This window comes from Erwinia sp. PPS120, from assembly GCF_047918655.1.
Lineage (GTDB): Bacteria > Pseudomonadota > Gammaproteobacteria > Enterobacterales > Enterobacteriaceae > Erwinia > Erwinia tasmaniensis_A.
This window is the reverse complement of sequence record NZ_JBLREF010000014.1, coordinates 210,745-229,740: the sequence shown is the minus strand read 5'-3', so window position 1 is coordinate 229,740 and position 18,996 is coordinate 210,745. Positions and strand designations below refer to the sequence as shown.

Sequence of the window (18,996 nt, the reverse complement as noted above, 5' to 3'; positions counted from 1 at the left end):
GATTACTGATGACGATCGGTATATGGCAACAGGGACAGGTAGCGAGCACGCTTGATGCAGCGAGCCAGCTGACGCTGGTATTTTGCGCGAGTACCGGTGATACGGCTCGGGACAATTTTACCACTTTCGGTAATGTAGTTTTTCAGCGTAGCGATATCTTTGTAATCAATCTCTACAACGCCTTCCGCGGTGAAACGGCAGAACTTGCGACGACGGAAATAACGTGCCATTAGGCTAGTCTCCAGAATCTATAATTCAATCTGCTCGGCATGCAGTACCGTTTTGTTCAGCCCATTACGCCCTTGATGGCAGCTAATGAAACCTGAAACGGTGATATGCGTACCGACCGTTATACTTTGAGTAATGGCCTGATGGGCTTTGCCGCTAATTACCACCGGCATACGACACCAGGCTTGCCGGGTAAAACCGGCTTCCACCTGCTCTGAACGGTGCTCAAGCACGAACTGGCAGTGTGGAATACCTGACGGACTGACTTTTCGCATCGGCGTCTTGCACACGGTGCCAGACAGCGTCAGCTGATTAGCCGTCATGGTTGATTACTCTTCAGAATCCCCAGCATCAGCATCATCAGAGGTTTCGTTAGCAAAATCTTCACGACGCTCGCGGCGCTCGTCTTTCGCTTTAACCATCGGAGAAGCTTCAGTTACCGCGTGCTTAACGCGCATAACCATGCTGCGGATAACGGCGTCGTTGAAGCGGAAGTTAGTTTCCAGCTCATCGATCGCTTCCTGCGGCGCTTCCACGTTCAGCAGAACGTAGTGAGCTTTATGCAGTTTGTTGATCGGATAAGCCAGCTGACGACGGCCCCAGTCTTCCAGACGGTGGATCGTGCCTTGTGCACCAGTGATAGCACCGGTGTAACGCTCGATCATGCCAGGAACCTGTTCGCTTTGGTCAGGGTGAACCATAAATACGATTTCGTAATGACGCATCGAATTTGCTCCTTACGGATTATTCAGCCTCCTGTCAGGGTCAGCCGCGGCCCATGGAAGCAAGGAACGTGTATGTGTGTGCGGCCGAAAAATTGACGCGTAATCATACTGGCAGCCTGCGAAAAACTCAAGGCAAAGTCGCAGCAGGCGTCAGTTATTTTCAGAAGCGGATGAGTTTCGCATAAGAAAGGCCTGCCGTGGTTAAATTACGTTCGGCGAGGTGTAAAAATCGGCTTATGTCGGTAGCAAATGGCCCCCCTGCGCAGGTGCGGCAGCTCCGGATAAGTTATAAATGACTACGAAAAAATGCCACCGTCTCTGCCAGCGCCAGTGGCGTAATGCGATGACCGACACCCTGCTCAATAATAAATGTCAGATGGCGATCTATTTTTGCTTCGCGCAGCGCGCTGGCCAGCCTGACGCTCTCAGCAGCAGGCACCAGTTCATCAGCATCACCGTGCCAAACCAGCAGCGGTCTGTCAGCGATTTTTTCTAACTGATGGCTGACATCACAGGCTGCCAGCGGGGCCACCTGCGCCTCAACCTCGCTCGGCTGCTCGTTATTGGCCGCCAGCGGGGGAAACAGATGGTGAGACAGTGACATAAAATAGCCCGACCCCATCAGGCAGGCGACGCAGGAGAGGTGCGGATAGCGCGTCATGGCACCGATTGCCGTCATCCCGCCCATTGACGCGCCCGCCACGGCAAGGCGATCTTTATCAATCAGCCCCTTTTCCCGTAGCGCCGCTTCCAGTGCGGGCAGTTCATCAATGGTCGTTTTCAAAATGCCCCAAAAATGGCCCAGCCGCGCCTGCGCGTCGCCATCATAACGCGCGCCATGCTGAGAGGCATCGGGCATCACTACGCGAAACCCCGCCTGCGCCAGCGCGACGGCAAAGTACGCGTACACCTCTTTAGAAGAGGTAAAGCCGTGATAAAAAATTACGGTGGGCAGCGGATGGTCCTGCTGGCCTGAGGGGGTGGCATGCAGGCAGTCGATACCGGTAAAGGTTTCAGCACTGAGTTCGATCATAAGTATCATCTTACCTTAAGACGGCTCCGCAGGCGTAAAACGCCCTGGCGGCGCAGTGAGAAGAAAGTCATTCAATCAGTATGCCTTCTCATACCCTTAACTATTAAATATTAAATATTGATTAAGGTTTGCCGTTAACCGTTGTGACCCCCTTATACATCAACAGGCTAAACCATGACCCTTTTCTCATTACGCTACTGGAGCCTTGGCGCTAAACTGTCGGTAATGGCATCACTCACTGTTACCCTGCTTTTTCTGGCCCTGACGCTTTCCCTGACCCATAACGCTTCCCGTCAAATAGAGAACCTGACGTTAGAAAATATGGAAAGTCAGGTGAGCGGCATGGGTGATATGGCGACCATGTTTAAAGGAACGCTGACTGAAGAAGTCGCTCACTACAGCGCCCTGTTTCGAAACTTTCTGCCAAAGCGCTTTTCGCGGGATGAAAATCAGCGGGTAACCATTGGCAGCGAACAGTCTCCCACCCTGCGGGCCGGCGTAAAGACGCTAAACCTGGATCAGGGGCTGGTTGACGACTTTCAGCAGCGAACCGGTGCCATCTCTACGATTTTTGTCCGGACGGGTGACGATTTCCTGCGCATCTCCACTTCACTGCGTAAGGAGGATGGCGAACGTGCCATAGGTACACGGCTCGACCACAGCAGTCCGGCCTGGAAGCGGGCATTGCAGGGGCAGACATATGAGGGCGTCAGCCTTCTGTTTGGCAAACGCTATATTACTCAGTATCAGCCCGTCAGAGACAGCATTGGCGCGGTAATTGGCATACTTTTCGTCGGCGTGGAAATCACCAAACCCTTTGCGCTGATGCGCAATAAGGTACTGGATAAAAAACTGGGGGAAAGTGGACACTTCTACGTTTTGAACAGTGCCGAAGGGAAAAGCCAGGGTCAGTTTCTCTTTCACCCCACGCTGGAAGGCAAACGCCCGGGATGGGGTGAGGCGCTGCAAAAGCAGCTGCTAAGTCAGACCAGCGGCAGTGCAGAGTTTACTTCTGAGGACGGTAAAACGCGGATGATAACCTGGCAGAGACTGCCGGGCTGGAGCTGGGTCATCATCGGCGAAGTGGATAAGAACCTGATGCTGGCCTCCATCATTCACACCCGTAACCTGTTTTTACTGATTGGTGCAACGCTGGTGCTGCTATTTACCCTGTGCTTTTTAATTATTACCCGTCGCTGGCTCAGCAAACCGCTAAAGCAGGTCATCGATCTGGCGCGTCATTATGCGGCGGGAAATCTGCAGGCCACGCTGGAGACAAACCGCGATGATGAGATAGGTCAGCTGATTAATGCCATTAACGGTATTGGTGACGGGCTGGATCGTATTGTCTTCCAGGTGCGTGAGGCGGCGCAGGAGATCAGTACCAGCAGCGATGCTATCGCCATTAGCGGTGAAAATATTAGTGAACAGATCTCACGCCAGGCCAGCAGCGTCGAGGAGACCTCAGCCAGCCTGGAGCAGCTGAGTGCTACCGTGGCGCAAAACTCCGCCAACGTTTCGCAGGCGCTAACGCTGGTGGGCGAAACGACCCATGTCATCAGTCAGGGTGGCGATACCGTTTCGCGCTCGGTAGTGACCATGACGGAGATTAACAGCGCATCGCAGAACATCGCCGCGATAACCCACGTTATTGAGTCGATTGCTTTCCAGACCAATATTCTGGCGCTGAATGCAGCCGTTGAAGCGGCCCGCGCCGGTGAGCACGGAAAAGGTTTTGCCGTAGTCGCCGCTGAGGTTCGGGCGCTGGCCCAGCGCAGTGCACAGGCGGCAAAAGAAATTGACGGTCTTATTGATAGCTCGCTGAATAAAATCGTTCAGGGGCACGCGCTGTCTGAACAGACCCGTAGCGCGATGGAAGAGATTATTGACCGCATTGGACAGGTTAACGTGCTAATGGGTGAGATTGACGTCGCGTCCAGGGAGCAGGCGCTGGGGATAGGTCAGGTGAATCTGGCTATGAACCAGATTGGGCAGGCAACGCAGCAAAATAGTGAGCTGGTGACCACGTCCGGGCAGACAACTCAGGAGTTGAGTCGTAAGGGGCATGCTCTGAACAATTTGGTCAGCGTGTTTACCGTAAGGACGTAGTATGACAGGCCGCTGGGGGGCCCGGTGCTGCAAAGGCCCGTGTGGTCGTCTGCGGGTGGGGCCCGGCAACCGCTGGGATTGCCCACCGGCATCGCAGGTATTACAGCCTGAACATCAGACTCACGCTCCCGTTTCTAACGCTACATTCCCTGACCAGGATAGCAGAGTTAAAGCCGATCACAATACCACGAACCTGGTCAGCAAATTTACTCTCTCAACCCAAAAAAAGCGGGTTAACGTATACACTAAGTAATATCCCCCCCCTGAGAACTTACTATGCGTCGGTTAACCGTCCTGCTCGTTCCCCTGCTGCTGACAAGCTGCGCAATCCTTCAGACCGCGCCAGAATCGCCACCGGCTGCGACGGATCGCGCGCAGGAAATTACCCGCGCACAGAGCACAACGCTCACGCGGCTGGGCACCGTCAGCGTCCAGGAACGGGGTTCACCCGATGACGCCGAGCGGGCCATCGCCATGAAAGCAAACCAGGCGGGTGCCGCGTATTATGTTATTCAGCTGGTTAGCGAAACGGTAATGCCGGGCATATGGTACTCCACGGCCATCTTATATGGCCCCTCAGCACCCGCCCGAGGCGCGCAGCAGTAATCGCTGGCAGATATCCTCCGGAAGGATTGATCCCCCCCGCGGATCCAACATCTGGCGGCACCAGGCATCTGCCAGCCAGGGCTCAAGCTGACTTATCACCTGCACGGCGCTGGTAAGCGTAAAAAGCTCTTCACTCAGCTGCCGGGCCTCTACGGCCTGCGGCGCACGCAGCCGTAGTTTCAGCTGTTGCCAGCGGCGATCGAAATGCCTGCTCTGTCCCCTGACCGCATCAAACTCAGCGGTGAGCAACGCAATACTATGTGGCTGTTTCGCCAGTACCCGCAGAACGTCCAGACACATCACGTTGCCGGCCCCTTCCCAAATACTGTTAACCGGCATTTCACGGTATAACCGGGGCAGCTCGCTCTCCTCGCAATAGCCAATCCCTCCGGTCACCTCCATCGCCTCCGCCACAAAGTGTATACCGCGCTGACAGATAACGTATTTCGCCGCTGGCGTTAACAGTCGGCTAAAAGCGCGAGCGCCCTCCTCTTTATCCTGCGACCAGGCCCGTGCCAGGCGAAACAGCATCGCCGTCTGCCCTTCAAGCGTCAGCGCCTGAGTACTCAACACCTGGCGCATCAGCGGCTGATCGACCAGATTTTTACCCATCACCTGCCGCTGCTGCGCGTGGTGCAGCGCTATCGAAAATGCACGACGCATCATGCTATGGCTGCCCAGCGCGCAGTCAAAGCGCGTCCGCCCGCCCATTTTAAGGATAATTCTAACGCCCTCTCCCTCTTCCCCGATAAGCCAGCCGCTGGCGGCCAAAAATTCGACTTCGCTACTGGCATTCGAGCGGTTTCCCAGTTTCTCTTTAAGCCGCTGAATCTGCACCGCGTTCCTCTCCCCTTCAGGCAGCAGACGGGGGAGAAAGAAGCAGGAAAGCCCACCGTTTGCCTGCGCCAGCACCAGATGTGCATCGCTTTGCGGCACCGAAAAAAACCACTTATGCCCAGTCAGCCGGTAGCGTTCGCCGCTGCCGCGCGAGGCTACCGGCTCAGCGCGAGTGGTGTTACTCATCACGTCCGTGCCCCCCTGCTTCTCAGTCATTCCCATCCCAATCAGCAGGCCGTGCTTCTGCGCGCCATCCTGTAAATGAGGATCGTACGCATCGGAAAGCAGCCCTGGCAGCCACGGCCTAAAAGCGGCAGGAAGCTGCGCCTGCAATAGCGGAATTGCGCCGAAGGTCATTGTTACCGGACAAAGCGTTCCGGCTTCAACCTGTGCGTGCAGAATAAATCGGGCTGTCCGCGCCACAAAGGCCGAGGGGGAAGCATCACTCAGCCAGGGAAGGTTATGTACCCGACTCGCACAGAGCCCCTGCATCAGCCTGTGCCAGGCGGGATGGAATCGGACGTCGTCCAGCCGTTCGCCGCGCGGCGAAAAGGCAAGCAGTTCAGGGGGGTGGCAGTTGGCCAGGCGCGCGAGTTCCATCGCGTCCGCACTGCCTAACTGCTGGCCGAGGGCGGTAAGAAACTCACTGTCCCACCCGGCCCCTTCGCGGGCCAGCGCCTCGCGCAGCGGCGTGTCGGAAAGGAACAGGTTGCTGTTAATCAGTGGATTGGGCTGATTGAATACGGTATGAGTTTTCCAGTCCATTACGGCACCTTTATCATCAACGCTCACGTCAGTATGAGAGACAGATAAAAATGCAGGGGAAAGCGGGGTGAATTTCGGGGCGCAGGTCACGCCCCGGAAGGATTATTTACTGCGGCGCTGCCGGACGGCCTCGAACAGGCAGACACCCGTAGCCACCGAGACGTTGAGCGAAGAGACGCTTCCGGACATGGGAATGCGGATCAGCTCATCACAGTGCTCGCGGGTCAGACGGCGCATACCTTCGCCTTCCGCACCCATTACCAGCGCCATCGGGCCGGTCATTTTGCTCTGAAACAGGTCGTGATCGGCTTCGCCTGCGGTACCAACAATCCAGACGTTCGCCTCCTGCAGCATACGCATGGTACGCGCCAGGTTGGTCACGCGGATCAGGGGAACATGCTCCGCCGCGCCGCTGGCCACTTTTTTCGCCGTGGCATTCAGCTGCGCTGAACGGTCGCGGGGAACAATAACCGCATGTACACCTGCCGCATCGGCGCTGCGCAGACAGGCGCCGAGGTTATGCGGATCGGTAACGCCATCAAGGATCAGCAGGAAAGGAGAATCCAGCTTTTCCAGCAGCGCGGGAATATCATTTTCCTGATACTGACGACCCGGCTTAACCCGCGCAACAATACCCTGATGCACACCGCCCTCCACCTGGCTGTCCAGCCACTGGCGGTTTGCAACCTGTATAACAATCCCCTGCGCTTCCAGGCCCTGAATCAGCGGCTGCAGACGGCGATCGTCGCGCCCCTTGAGAATAAAGACTTCCTGAAAGCGCTGCGGATCGCTGTCCAGCAGCGCCTGCACGGCGTGGATACCAAAAACAATTTCACTCATTAATCGGCTACTCAATATGGAATTTTTAATGCCGCGGGCGGCAGCTTACCGCCCTCAGCACCGGACGGGCTCACGCCGTGGTATCAGGTTTTTTCTTAGCGGCGCGTTTGGCACGGGTCGCAGCGGAGATCCTGCGGGTTTTATCCGACGGTTTTTTGGCTTTTTTCTCTTTGCTGGCACCGTCGTCAACGCTGGTTTCTTTGGGCTTCGCAGCGCGAAATGCGCTGTCTGGCTCAAAGTTTTTACGCTTGCTCTGCTCGCGACGACGCTTGCCGCTATTCTGCGAAGGACTTTTCTTTGCGCGGTCGCGCTCAGTTTTGCCTTCGCCGCGCGGTTTACGCTGGCTCGAGATCAGCGCGAAGTCGATTTTACGCTCCTCCATGTGCACCGCATCCACGCGCACTTCTACCGTATCACCCAGACGATACGATTTGCCGCCGGACTCGCCAACCATACGCTGACCAACAGCATCAAAGCGATAGTAGTCGTTATCCAGCGAGGAGACATGCACCAGCCCGTCAATAAACAGATCGGTCAGACGCACAAAGAAGCCGAAGCCCGTGACGCTGGAAATCACGCCGCTGAAGGTTTCGCCGACCTGATCCTGCATAAAGTCACACTTCAGCCAGTCGGCAACGTCCCGCGTCGCTTCATCGGCCCGGCGCTCCGCCATCGAACAGTGCTGGCCCAGCTGCAACATCTGCTGAAGCTCGTAATGGTAGCCGCCCGTCGGCGTGGTGTTGCCCTGCAGCGTGCCGTTCTCTTTCGCCACCAGATACTTAATGGCGCGGTGCAGCAGCAGGTCGGGATAGCGACGGATAGGCGAGGTAAAGTGCGCGTAGGACGCCAGCGCCAGCCCAAAGTGACCCCGGTTTTCCGGATCGTATACCGCCTGTTTCATCGAGCGTAGCAGCATGGTTTGCAGCATTTCGTGATCGGGACGGCTGGCAATTTGCGTCAACAGTTCGGCATAGTCCAGCGGATGAGGCTTATTGCCGCCACCAAGCGTCAGACCCAGCTCGTTCAGCACCGACCGGAAACTTTTAATGTTCTCTTCGCCTGGCCGGTCGTGATCGCGGAATAGCGCCGGCTCGTTGTTTTTTTCGACATAGCGCGCGGAGGCGATATTCGCCAGGATCATGCACTCTTCGATCAGCTTGTGCGCATCATTGCGCGATACCTGCTCAACGCGCTCAATACGGCGATCGGCGTTGAAAACAAATTTGGCTTCGTCCGTCTCGAATGAAATGCCGCCGCGCTGCTCGCGGGATTTCTCAAGCACCAGATACATGCGGTGCAGCTCTTCCAGATCCTTAACCAGCGGCTGATACTGCTCGCGCAGCTCCTGGTCGCCCTGAAGGATATTCCAGACCTTGTTATAGGTCAGACGCGCCCAGGAGTTCATTACCGCTTCATAGTGCTTATAACCGGTCAGCTTACCGGTAGCGGAAATGGTCATCTCGCAAACCATACACAGGCGATCGACCTGCGGGTTAAGCGAACAGAGTCCGTTGGACAGCACTTCCGGCAGCATGGGAACAACCTGCGACGGGAAGTAAACCGAGGTACCACGGTTAACCGCTTCGTCGTCGAGCGGCGTACCGGGACGCACGTAGTAGCTGACGTCGGCGATGGCTACCCACAGCCGCCAGCCGCCGCCGCGTTTTCTTTCACAGAATACGGCATCATCAAAGTCGCGGGCGTCTTCACCATCAATGGTAACCAGCGGCAGATCGCGCAGATCCACACGGCCTGCTTTCGCCTCTTCCGGCACTTCTTCTTTCAGTTTAGCGATCTGTCGTTCAAGCTCGGGCGACCAGCTATGGGGAATATCATGGGTACGCAGCGCCATTTCCACGGCCATACCGGTGCCCATGTTATCGCCGAGCACTTCGACAACCTTACCTACGGCCTTGCTGCGGCGGGTTGGGCGCTGCATTAGCTCCACGACCACCACAAAGCCCATACGCGCGCCCATTAGCTCTTCGGCGGGGATCAGGATATCAAAACTCAGGCGGCTGTCATCCGGCACCACAAAGCCGACCCCGGCTTCGGTAAAGTAGCGGCCAACGATCTGATTGTTGCGCGGCTCAAGTACGCGTACCACGCGTGCTTCCCGACGGCCTTTGCGGTCTGCGCCCATCGCCTGCGCGAGGATCACATCACCGTGCATGCACATTTTCATCTGATCGGCAGAGAGGTAGAGATCGTCTTTGCTGCCTTCAATGCGCAGGAAGCCAAAGCCATCGCGGTGGCCGATAACTTTACCGCGCAGCAGATCCAGACGCTCAGGCAGCGCATAGCACTGGCGGCGAGTGAATACTAACTGACCGTCACGCTCCATGGCGCGCAGGCGGCGGCGCAGCGCTTCTGTCTGCTCTTCGCCTGTAATAGAAAGTTCATCGGCCAGCTCTTCACGGCTGGCCGGTTTTTCGCGTTTATCAAGATGGGCAAGGATAAATTCGCGGCTGGGAATGGGGTTTTCGTATTTCTCTGCTTCCCGTTCCTTAAATGGATCTTTTGACATTGCGGTTCCTCCGTTGTCATTCATTGCAGCGTGAAGATCGTTCACGGCACAATAATGGGTAGAGCGGACGGTTATGATCAACCCGGTCGGCCAGCGGCTGACGTGGGGGTAATGTAGCTGAGCGCTGGCCCCCAGGGTACAGGCTCTTTTTCGGGCAACAGGTCCGGAGCGCTACCGTATTCCGCTCATAAATGAGTGTATTGTAAATGATGATAAACCACCCTTTACACTTAGGGCCATTTTATTTAAGCGCGGTGGCAAGAGAAAACCTGGCAGGGCATGACACGGAAGGACAAAGGCCGGGAAACCCCGGCCTGAGACGGCTTATGCGTCAAAAGGATCGCGCAGAATCATTGTCTCACTGCGATCCGGGCCGGTAGAGATGATATCTACCGGTACGCCGGTGAGTTCTTCCACCCGCTTGATGTAGTCACGCGCTGCCTGCGGCAGGCCTTCCAGCGTTTTAACCCCAAAGGTGTTTTCACTCCAGCCAGGCAGGCTTTCATAAATGGGTTCAATACCGTCCCAGCCCTCAGCGGCCAGCGGCGTGGTGGTCATTTCACGGCCGTCTGGCATGCGATAGGCCACGCAAATTTTGACTTCTTTCAGGCCATCCAGCACGTCCAGCTTGGTCATGCAGAAACCAGAAAGCGAGTTTATCTGCACGGCACGACGCACGGCGACCACGTCCAGCCAGCCAGTACGACGGCGGCGACCGGTAGTGGCACCAAACTCGTTGCCTTTAGTACACAGGAATTCGCCGGTTTCATCGAAAAGCTCGGTCGGGAATGGACCCGCTCCCACGCGCGTAGAGTAAGCTTTAACAATGCCCAGCACGTAGTCCACGTAGCGCGGGCCAATGCCTGAGCCGGTCGCCACGCCGCCTGCGGTGGTGTTTGAAGAAGTCACGTACGGATAGGTGCCGTGATCGATATCCAGCAGGGTGCCCTGCGCGCCTTCGAACATGATCAGATCGCCACGCTTACGCGCGCCGTCCAGCAGTTCAGAAACGTCAACCACCATGCCCGTCAGGATGTCGGCAATCGCCATTACATCGCTCAGCACTTTGTCGTAGTCAACGGCTTCTTCTTTGTAGTAGTTCACCAGCTGGAAGTTGTGATACTCCATCACTTCTTTGAGCTTGGCAGCGAAGGTTTCTTTATTAAACAGATCGCCGACGCGCAGGCCACGACGTGCGACTTTGTCTTCGTAGGCTGGACCAATACCGCGCCCTGTCGTGCCGATGGCTTTAGCACCGCGCGCTTTCTCACGCGCCACATCCAGCGCAACGTGATACTCGAGGATCAGCGGACAGGCTTCAGAAATAAACAGACGTTCACGTACCGGGAAGCCGCGATCCTCCAGCCCTTTCATCTCTTTCATCAGCGCAGCCGGAGACAGCACCACACCGTTGCCGATGATGCTGGTAACGTTTTCGCGGAGAATACCAGAAGGGATTAAGTGGAGGACGGTTTTCTCACCGTTGATGACTAGCGTATGGCCAGCGTTATGGCCGCCCTGATAGCGTACAACGTATTTTGCACGTTCGGTCAGGAGGTCAACAATCTTACCTTTACCTTCGTCACCCCATTGGGTGCCCAGTACGACGACGTTCTTACCCATTTCTCAAAATCACCGATTGCTTAAAAATGGATTCTACCATCGTAAAACCCGTCTTTCAGCTCTTTTAGCATACGATTGCGTACTTTTTTGCCCTAAATCAGCGGTGCAGCGTAAAGGAAAATGCCAGGCGGGGATCCCGAAGGTTGAGAAGACGCGAGAGCGGAGGTTGGGCACTCCCTTGCCACAGCAGGTCAGCCCTGACCACCATTATGAATGCTCACCATATAGTAGATAACCGCGCCTGCCACCACCAGCCCACCGCCAAAACGGCGCAGCAGCTGGTCAGGAAGATTCGCCATTGATAAAATCATTCGACGCCAGATACGCGGCAGCAGTACGGGCCCTAAGCCTTCTAAAACCAGCACCAGAGCCAGCGCCATCCAAATGGTTGAGTTCATTATCACACCCGCATAAGACAAAAAAAAAGGGCCGGATAATCCGGCCCCAGTTTTATAACAGATTCTTAGCGTGTGGCGGTAGAAGGCGACTTCATAAAGCGGAAGAAATCGCTGTCCGGGCTGAGCACCATAATATCCTGGTTACTCTTGAAGCTGTTATCGTATGCCCGCAGGCTACGAATGAAAGCGTAGAAATCCGGATCCTGGCTGAACGCATCGGCGAACAGCTTAGCTGCATCCGCATCCCCTTCACCACGCGTCATCAGCGCGGTACGCTGTGCTTCTGCCAGCGTGCGGGTCACTTCATAATCCGCACCGGCACGCAGCTTCTCAGCCTCTTCCTGCCCTTGCGAACGCTGGCTACGGGCGACGGCTTCACGCTCTGCGCGCATACGGTTGTAGATCGCATCAGACACTTCCGTTGGCAGATTGATCTGCTTAATGCGCACGTCGACTACCTGAATGCCCAGTGCGGCCATGCTGTTCGGATTGACCGCCGGCTCTTTACTGGTGGTTTCACGCTCAACGCGGGCCGCCGCAGATGCGATGGCGTCGTCTGCAGCAGGCGTGGCAATTTCATCATCCTGCCCTGCCGTACCGGTATTCAGTGCTTCCCGCACGTCCGTGGTCAAACGCCCACGGGAGTCAGTAACGATATCCTTCACGTCCAGACGCCCCATTTCGGAACGCAGACGGTCACTGAACTTGCGCTTCAGCAGCACTTCGGCCTGAGAGATATCACCGCCGCCTGTTGCCAGGTAGTACCGGCTGAAATCGCTGATGCGCCACTTGATGTAGGAGTCGACGATCAGATCTTTCTTCTCTTTCGTAACAAAGCGATCGGCCTGGTTATCCATGGTCTGAATACGCGCATCAAGCGACTTTACCGATTCCAGGAATGGGATCTTAAAATGAAGGCCTGGCGCATAGACCAGCGGCTTATTCTCGCTGTCGCGCAGTACTTTACCAAAGCGCATCACGATACCGCGCTGCCCCTCCTGTACTACAAACAGTGACGCGTACAGCACCACCAGCACAACAATCAACACTACGATTAATGGCTTACGCATCGCTTATTCTCTCCCTTCGCGCTGGGTATCGTTGCGCTGGGCGTTGACCCGACGCTGATCCATGATGTCGTCCGGGCTGAACGACGAACTGCTACTGGCGCGTTCATTGCTGCTGCCTGAAGCCGGTGGCAGACGAAGCAGGCTGTTGCTGCTGCTGTCCTGGGTTGCATTGGAGGGCGAACCGCCCTGACCCCGCATCAGCTGGTCCAGCGGCAGCACCATCAGGTTATTGCCTTTATCGTTAACCAGCACCTTGCGGGTATGGCTCAGTACACGTTCCATGGTTTCAATATAGAGACGCTCGCGGGTAATCTGCGGGGCAGCTTTATATTCAGGCAGAATTTTTGCAAAGCGGGCAACTTCCCCCTGAGCTTCAAGCACGGTGCGCGTTTTATAAGCGCGGGCCTCTTCGAGAATACGCTGAGCCTGGCCATTAGCGCGCGGTTGTACCTCATTCGCATAGGCTTCGGCTTCACGGACGTACTGCTCGCGGTTTTCACGCGCGGCAATGGCATCATCAAACGCGGCTTTCACTTCTTCAGGCGGACGGGCAGCCTGGAAGTTGACGTCCAGCAGCGTAATACCCATATCGTAAGGACGGATGGTCTCTTCCAGCTCGCGCTGCGTTTCGCTACGCACCACGGTACGACCTTCGGTCAGGATGCGATCCATCGTCGAGCGGCCAATCACGCCGCGCAGCGCGCTGTCCGTGGCCTGACGCAGGCTGTCGTCGGCGCTGGTGACGGCAAACAGATAGCGCTCCGGATTGGTGATGCGGTACTGCACGTTCATCTCAACCCGTACGACGTTTTCGTCAGAGGTCAGCATGGTGCCTGACGCAGCCAGCTCGCGCACGGCCTCAACGTTTACTGCACGCACCTGATCAACAAAAGTGGGCTTCCAGTTCAGGCCGGGTTCAACCAGATGGCTAAATTTACCAAAGCGCGTTACCACACCTCGTTCCGCCTCTTTGATGGTATAGAAACCGCTACCCGCCCAGATAACTACCGCGGCCACAACCACGATACCGACCAGCCGGCCACCGCGTCCTGGCGCATTCTGGCTACCGCTGTTATCGTTTTTACCACCGCCAAATCCACCAAGCTTTTTGCTCAGCTTGCGAAAAATATCATCCAAATCAGGAGGCCCCTTATCGCGCCCTCCCTTATTTCCCCCAGAGTTGCCGCCTTGATTATTGCTGCTTCCCCACGGGTCGCGGTCCTGTCCGTTATTCCCGGGCTGATTCCACGCCATGTTTATACTCCATTAATTGTGTGTGCGGTGGTATCCCAGGCCGGGATACGCGTGTCAGGCAAAATCAGTCAAACAATGTAATCCACCAGTGCCGGCTCCTGCTTGCACAGCCGACGCCAGTCAACAATGGGCATGCGTACCTGCAAACCTACGCTGCCATCGTCTTCGTTCCACTCTTTTTCTATCGCCTGGAGCTGATAAAAACGGCTACGCAACCGTCCCGTTCCCGGCGGCAGACGTAAATCATACTGCGCAATCTCGCCTGCCAGACGTTCAGTCAGCGCCTGAAACAGGAGCGGGATCCCTTTGCCCGTTTGGGCAGAAAGCCAGACGCGGATCGGCAGATTTTCTTCATTACGATCGATTCGCGGAACAAACTCCTCCAGCATATCGATTTTATTCATCACTAACAGGGCGGGAATATCATCAGATTCGATCTCTTCCAGAACCTCATTCACCGCCTCAATATTTTCATCCACGCGCGCATCGCTGGCGTCAATGACGTGCAGCAGCAGCGTTGCCTCGCGGGTTTCCTGTAGCGTGGCTTTAAACGCGGCCACCAGGTCATGGGGCAGATGGCGGATAAATCCAACCGTATCCGCCAGCACCACTTCTCCTACATCCGCCACGTCGACGCGACGTAGCGTGGGATCCAGGGTCGCAAACAGCTGGTTTGCAACATACACCTCTGCGGAGGTAATACAGTTAAACAGCGTCGATTTACCGGCGTTGGTATAACCCACCAGCGAAACCGTTGGAACGTCGGCCTTGTTGCGAGCCTGTCTGCCCTGCTCTCGCTGCTTTTCAACTTTTTCCAGTCGGGAAAGGATCAGCGTAATACGATTGCGCAGCAGACGGCGGTCCGTTTCCAGCTGGGTTTCACCCGGCCCCCGCAGGCCAATACCGCCTTTCTGGCGTTCAAGGTGAGTCCAGCCGCGTACCAGACGCGTGGCGAGATGGCGAAGCTGAGCCAGCTCCACCTGCAATTTACCTTCATGGGTACGTGCGCGCTGGGCAAAAATGTCAAGGATCAGGCCCGTGCGGTCAAGAACCCGGCACTGGCACAGGGCTTCCAGATTACGCTCCTGAGCCGGGCTAAGGGCGTGATCAAACAGCACCACTGAGGCACCGCTGGATTTTACCGCTTCAGCAATTTCAACGGCCTTACCTTCGCCAACAAAATATTTAGGATGTGGCGCTTTTCGGCTACCGGTTACGACTCGCAGGGCTTCAACACCCGCAGAAGACACAAGAGTTTCAAACTCCTGCAGATCTTCCATATCTCTGTCTTGGGAGAAATAGATGTGCACCAGTACGGCCTGCTCACCGGCATCATAACGGTCAAACAAACTTGAAACCTCTCAGAACCTTGTGAAACCTGTTACGCAATGGCCATACAGCGTTAAAATCAGATTTACAGTGCGCGTTTTCGGTTGAAAACGGCGTTTATTTGCGTAATTTGGCCCAGGCTTAATCTGCCCGGGCAAATCAGGCTGGCATTATCCTACCTAAACGGGGAACCTGAGGAACGCCTCCCCGTTATATAAGACATATAAGACCTGTGATTACTCTGCGTCGTCACCGTCTTGCTGAGGCTGAGCTGAAGCCCCCTGAGTGCTGCCACTGTGGTGATAGTTGCTGCTTCCGCCACCCGCGTTATTGTTGTGGTGGGAGACCGGACGGGACGGAACAACGGTGGAGATAGCGTGCTTATACACCATCTGGCTTACCGTGTTTTTCAATAAAATTACAAATTGATCAAACGACTCGATCTGACCCTGAAGTTTGATACCATTAACCAAATAAATCGAAACCGGAACACGTTCGCGACGCAGTGCGTTCAAGAACGGATCTTGCAATGATTGCCCCTTAGCCATTCTATCTTTTCCTTATATGCTTGTTGTTTGCTACTTAAGAACCTCGCGGTTCTGAAATACTGCGTAAAAATTTGCGCAAGATAACGTACCAATTGTACACAATCACCCATGCTTCGCACCAAGAACCTGTAACACTTTCACCCGCGCGGCTTCAGGATGTTCGCTATCCAGCCAGTGGACGTCTTTCCAGCCGCGAAGCCAGGTCATCTGGCGCTTAGCCAACTGACGGGTCGCGCAAATTCCCCGATAAACCATGTCATCGTAATCGATCTCGCCCGTGAGAAATGACCACATCTGGCGATACCCGACACAACGAATGGAAGGCATATCCGTATGCAAATCACCTCGTGCAAAAAGCGCCCGAGCCTCCGCTTCAAATCCTGACGCTAACATCTGTCGGAAACGCAGCTCAATACGCTGGTGAATCAGTTCACGTGCCTGAGGGGCTATCGCAAACTGAACAACGTCATAAGGCAGGGCGTCACCTGAGATTTTAGTCAGTTCTGTTAAAGTTTTACCCGAAATAAAAAAAACTTCCAGTGCTCGCGAGAGTCTCTGGGGATCATTCGGATGAATACGATTTGCAGCAACGGGATCTATTTCACATAACTGGCGGTGAAGTGCATCCCATCCACTCTCACTCGCCTTCTGCTCAATACGCTGGCGCACCTCAGGATCGGCCGGGGGCAACGGCGATAATCCTTCCAGTAACGCCTTGTAATAGAGCATGGTGCCACCAACAAGCAACGGAATTCGACCGCTCCGCGTGATCTCAGCCATCTCAGCCAGCGCATCGCGACGGAACTCGGCTGCCGAATAGGCTTCTGCCGGATCGCGGATGTCCAGTAAACGATGGGGAGCAAGACGCTGTTCCTCTGCGGAGGGCTTGGCGGTGCCAATGTCCATACCGCGATAAATCAGGGCAGAATCTACGCTAATCAACTCAACCGGCAGATGCTGGCGTAGTGCAATTGCCAGCGCCGTCTTACCGGATGCGGTCGGGCCCATCAAAAATAGTGCCTTTGGCCGGCCAGCCTTGGAAGTTTCACTCATGCTTCAGGGCGTTCATCGCCTGTTCAATATCGATGTGCTGCAATAATCCAGAAGGTGGTGATTTAATCAGCTGCGGGCATAATCGTTCGAGATCGGCCAGCAGTGCAATCGCCTGCGAGTGATTCCAGTGCGGGTGTTCAGCAACCGCATGACGCGCTAACCAGTGCGCCATTTGCGTCGTGCTGACATCCTGCTGCCGGGCCAGATAGCCTAACAGTTCTGGAATCAAGATTTGTAAATTTTGTTGGCGCAATGGTAAAGGCACCGCGCGTAGCTGGATGTGGTGCCCGTCAGCTTGCAGGTCAATCCCCATCTTATTCAGAAGGCTGACGTAGCGGGCATGGGCATCTCGCTCAGGCCGGTCGATTTTCATCCTGAGGGGGATAAGCAGCGGCTGCGGCCGAAGCCCCTCGTCACCGGGTTCAAGCTGGGCCTGTTTTAGCCAGCGCTCCGCCACCGGCAGCAGGATCAGCGCCAGCTGGTTGTGCCCCTCAACCAGCGCACAATCCTCCCCGATAATGGTCAGTACGCGGCCAAAGCTCTGGCTGTGGCCACCAAGCGGCGAAGCGGCCTGAATTTCTGGCGGCGGAGTCTGTTCATTATTGCGGGAGGTGCCCGAAACATTTAATAGCTGCTGGTAAACCGCCCCCTCTTTTTTCTGGTAGAGCGGATCCTGTCGCTGCCAGCCGGGAGGCGTGGCGCCAGCACTTACCGGACGTGCTGTGCCACTCTTCGACGAACCAGAGGAGTCGCCCGCTGAATGTGTCGCACCGCCCTGTGACGAACCAGAGGTGTCGCCCGCTGAATGTGTCGCACCGCGCTGCGACGAACCAGAGGAGTCGCCTGCCGTACGCGTCTGGTGAGTCCGTGATGAATCAGACGACCCGCTCACAGATTTAGCCGCGGCAGGTAGAGGGGCGCGATGATCACCCGCTGATACCGTCGCCGCAGGCGTAGAGAAGTGGTTACCGCCCGCAGCCTGCCGATTTTCAGGCTGCCAGCGCGCCGGGGAGTCGCTTCCCTCACCCGGCAGCACGGGCTGCGCACTCTCCTGCAGGACGCTCACGACGCCCTGATAGATAAAATCATGTACCAGGCGGGACTGGTGGAAACGCACCTCATGCTTGGCAGGATGCACGTTAACATCGACCTGATGCGGATCGATTTCCAGATATAGAACATAAGCGGGTTGATGATCGTCCCCAAGCTTATCCTGATAGGCCTGACGGATCGCGTGGTTGATCAGCCGATCGCGCATCATTCGCCCGTTCACATAGCAGTATTGAAGGTCGGTCAGGGTGCGCGAACCGGCGGGATCGGCCACCCAGCCGCGCAGGCTAAGATCGCCGTGCTGCCACGCTATCGCCAGCGCATGGTTCAGGAAGGGAAGGCCGCAGATCGAGCCAAGCCGTCGCTCCTGCTGGCCACTACCGCTCACGGCACGATACTGCCGCATCAGCTTGCCGTTGTGCGTCAGCGAGAAGGCCACATCGAATCTCGCCAGCGCAATACGCCGAATGATTTCATCAATGTGGTTAAATTCCGTTTTCTCGGTGCGCATAAATTTACGCCTGGCGGGCGTGTTGTAGAAGAGATCGAGCACTTCCAGCGTTGTGCCAACCGGATGCGCCGCCGGTTTCAGCGTCACCGCCATCTCACGCCCTTCCGCGTAGGCCTGCCAGGCTTCGGTTTGTGTTTCCGTCCGCGACGTCAGCGTCAGACGTGAAACCGAGCTGATGCTGGCCAGCGCCTCGCCGCGAAAACCGAGGCTGACGATCGCCTCAAGGTCGTCGAGCGAAGTAATTTTGCTGGTGGCATGGCGGGCAAGCGCCATCGCCAGCTCATCCTTGCCAATGCCGCTGCCGTTATCACGGATACGGATCAGCTTTGCGCCGCCCCGATCGATCTCGACATCAATGCGCGTGGCACCCGCATCCAGGCTATTTTCAACCAGTTCTTTGACCACCGACGCCGGACGCTCCACCACTTCACCGGCCGCAATCTGGTTAGCGAGTTGGGGAGGCAACACCTGAATGGGCATAAACGTTCCT

General features: G+C 56.0%; 16 protein-coding genes and 1 pseudogene. 2 read left to right on the top strand and 15 right to left on the bottom strand.

All coding sequences use genetic code 11. The annotated features are described in order from the left end of the window. Positions 1–2: 2 nt before the first annotated feature. The 4 genes and pseudogenes from rpsR to yjfP form a co-directional block, all read right to left on the bottom strand. Positions 3–230, bottom strand: coding sequence for a 30S ribosomal protein S18 (rpsR, locus tag ACLRGG_RS09380; RefSeq protein WP_002210155.1), 228 nt, complete (start codon positions 228–230; stop codon positions 3–5). A gap of 4 nt (positions 231–234) precedes the next feature. Beyond that, positions 235–551: pseudogene (gene priB, locus ACLRGG_RS09375) on the bottom strand (primosomal replication protein N). Between the two features lie 6 nt (positions 552–557). After that, positions 558–953: a 30S ribosomal protein S6 gene (rpsF, locus tag ACLRGG_RS09370; protein WP_416249460.1), complete on the bottom strand. Its 396-nt coding sequence runs from the start codon at positions 951–953 to the stop codon at positions 558–560. Positions 954–1,239: 286 nt separating this feature from the next. Then, positions 1,240–1,986 carry an esterase gene (yjfP, locus tag ACLRGG_RS09365; protein ID WP_416249458.1) on the bottom strand — a complete coding sequence of 249 codons (747 nt, stop codon included), beginning with the start codon at positions 1,984–1,986 and terminating at the stop codon, positions 1,240–1,242. A 174-nt stretch (positions 1,987–2,160) separates the two neighbouring features. On the opposite strand from yjfP, the gene ACLRGG_RS09360 reads away from it, so the two are divergent. Both ACLRGG_RS09360 and bsmA read left to right on the top strand, forming a co-directional pair. Beyond that, entirely contained in the window at positions 2,161–4,095 is a 1,935-nt protein-coding gene (locus ACLRGG_RS09360) for a methyl-accepting chemotaxis protein (protein WP_416249457.1), read from the top strand. Between the two features lie 276 nt (positions 4,096–4,371). Continuing rightward, entirely contained in the window at positions 4,372–4,701 is a 330-nt protein-coding gene (gene bsmA, locus ACLRGG_RS09355) for a biofilm peroxide resistance protein BsmA (RefSeq protein WP_416249456.1), read from the top strand. Here bsmA and ACLRGG_RS09350 read toward each other — a convergent pair. The 11 genes from ACLRGG_RS09350 to mutL form a co-directional block, all read right to left on the bottom strand. Next, complete coding sequence (locus ACLRGG_RS09350) at positions 4,672–6,303, bottom strand: isovaleryl-CoA dehydrogenase (protein ID WP_416249455.1); 1,632 nt, start codon at positions 6,301–6,303, stop codon at positions 4,672–4,674. The genes bsmA and ACLRGG_RS09350 overlap by 30 nt on opposite strands. A 102-nt stretch (positions 6,304–6,405) precedes the next feature. After that, entirely contained in the window at positions 6,406–7,143 is a 738-nt protein-coding gene (gene rlmB / locus ACLRGG_RS09345) for a 23S rRNA (guanosine(2251)-2'-O)-methyltransferase RlmB (RefSeq protein ID WP_067704147.1), read from the bottom strand. A gap of 70 nt (positions 7,144–7,213) precedes the next feature. After that, positions 7,214–9,670 carry a ribonuclease R gene (gene rnr, locus ACLRGG_RS09340; RefSeq protein ID WP_416249454.1) on the bottom strand — a complete coding sequence of 819 codons (2,457 nt, stop codon included), beginning with the start codon at positions 9,668–9,670 and terminating at the stop codon, positions 7,214–7,216. Positions 9,671–9,994: 324 nt separating this feature from the next. After that, positions 9,995–11,293 (bottom strand): adenylosuccinate synthase, encoded by a 1,299-nt coding sequence (locus ACLRGG_RS09335; protein ID WP_416249453.1) that lies wholly within the window; start codon positions 11,291–11,293, stop codon positions 9,995–9,997. A gap of 191 nt (positions 11,294–11,484) precedes the next feature. Continuing rightward, positions 11,485–11,691 carry a DUF2065 domain-containing protein gene (locus ACLRGG_RS09330; RefSeq protein WP_416249452.1) on the bottom strand — a complete coding sequence of 69 codons (207 nt, stop codon included), beginning with the start codon at positions 11,689–11,691 and terminating at the stop codon, positions 11,485–11,487. Between the two features lie 65 nt (positions 11,692–11,756). After that, complete coding sequence (gene hflC / locus ACLRGG_RS09325) at positions 11,757–12,761, bottom strand: protease modulator HflC (protein WP_416249451.1); 1,005 nt, start codon at positions 12,759–12,761, stop codon at positions 11,757–11,759. Between the two features lie 3 nt (positions 12,762–12,764). After that, positions 12,765–14,015 (bottom strand): FtsH protease activity modulator HflK, encoded by a 1,251-nt coding sequence (gene hflK, locus ACLRGG_RS09320; RefSeq protein WP_416249450.1) that lies wholly within the window; start codon positions 14,013–14,015, stop codon positions 12,765–12,767. A 68-nt stretch (positions 14,016–14,083) separates the two neighbouring features. Beyond that, positions 14,084–15,364, bottom strand: a complete 1,281-nt coding sequence (gene hflX, locus ACLRGG_RS09315; RefSeq protein WP_416249449.1) for a ribosome rescue GTPase HflX — start codon at positions 15,362–15,364, stop codon at positions 14,084–14,086. A 216-nt stretch (positions 15,365–15,580) separates the two neighbouring features. After that, a complete protein-coding gene (hfq, locus tag ACLRGG_RS09310) occupies positions 15,581–15,892 on the bottom strand; it encodes an RNA chaperone Hfq (protein ID WP_416249448.1) in 312 nt (103 codons plus the stop codon). A gap of 102 nt (positions 15,893–15,994) precedes the next feature. Beyond that, positions 15,995–16,945, bottom strand: a complete 951-nt coding sequence (miaA, locus tag ACLRGG_RS09305) for a tRNA (adenosine(37)-N6)-dimethylallyltransferase MiaA (RefSeq protein ID WP_416249447.1) — start codon at positions 16,943–16,945, stop codon at positions 15,995–15,997. Next, positions 16,938–18,986 carry a DNA mismatch repair endonuclease MutL gene (gene mutL / locus ACLRGG_RS09300; RefSeq protein ID WP_416249446.1) on the bottom strand — a complete coding sequence of 683 codons (2,049 nt, stop codon included), beginning with the start codon at positions 18,984–18,986 and terminating at the stop codon, positions 16,938–16,940. Before mutL ends, miaA begins: the two co-directional genes overlap by 8 nt. Positions 18,987–18,996: the final 10 nt, after the last annotated feature.

Coding starts and splice junctions, on each gene's coding strand:
- rpsR (WP_002210155.1), bottom strand. CDS start 230: ATGGCACGTTATTTCCGTCGTCGCAAGTTCTGCCGTTTCACCGCGGAA.
- rpsF (WP_416249460.1), bottom strand. CDS start 953: ATGCGTCATTACGAAATCGTATTTATGGTTCACCCTGACCAAAGCGAA.
- yjfP (WP_416249458.1), bottom strand. CDS start 1,986: ATGATCGAACTCAGTGCTGAAACCTTTACCGGTATCGACTGCCTGCAT.
- ACLRGG_RS09360 (WP_416249457.1), top strand. CDS start 2,161: ATGACCCTTTTCTCATTACGCTACTGGAGCCTTGGCGCTAAACTGTCG.
- bsmA (WP_416249456.1), top strand. CDS start 4,372: ATGCGTCGGTTAACCGTCCTGCTCGTTCCCCTGCTGCTGACAAGCTGC.
- ACLRGG_RS09350 (WP_416249455.1), bottom strand. CDS start 6,303: ATGGACTGGAAAACTCATACCGTATTCAATCAGCCCAATCCACTGATT.
- rlmB (WP_067704147.1), bottom strand. CDS start 7,143: ATGAGTGAAATTGTTTTTGGTATCCACGCCGTGCAGGCGCTGCTGGAC.
- rnr (WP_416249454.1), bottom strand. CDS start 9,670: ATGTCAAAAGATCCATTTAAGGAACGGGAAGCAGAGAAATACGAAAAC.
- ACLRGG_RS09335 (WP_416249453.1), bottom strand. CDS start 11,293: ATGGGTAAGAACGTCGTCGTACTGGGCACCCAATGGGGTGACGAAGGT.
- ACLRGG_RS09330 (WP_416249452.1), bottom strand. CDS start 11,691: ATGAACTCAACCATTTGGATGGCGCTGGCTCTGGTGCTGGTTTTAGAA.
- hflC (WP_416249451.1), bottom strand. CDS start 12,761: ATGCGTAAGCCATTAATCGTAGTGTTGATTGTTGTGCTGGTGGTGCTG.
- hflK (WP_416249450.1), bottom strand. CDS start 14,015: ATGGCGTGGAATCAGCCCGGGAATAACGGACAGGACCGCGACCCGTGG.
- hfq (WP_416249448.1), bottom strand. CDS start 15,892: ATGGCTAAGGGGCAATCATTGCAAGATCCGTTCTTGAACGCACTGCGT.
- miaA (WP_416249447.1), bottom strand. CDS start 16,945: ATGAGTGAAACTTCCAAGGCTGGCCGGCCAAAGGCACTATTTTTGATG.
- mutL (WP_416249446.1), bottom strand. CDS start 18,986: ATGCCCATTCAGGTGTTGCCTCCCCAACTCGCTAACCAGATTGCGGCC.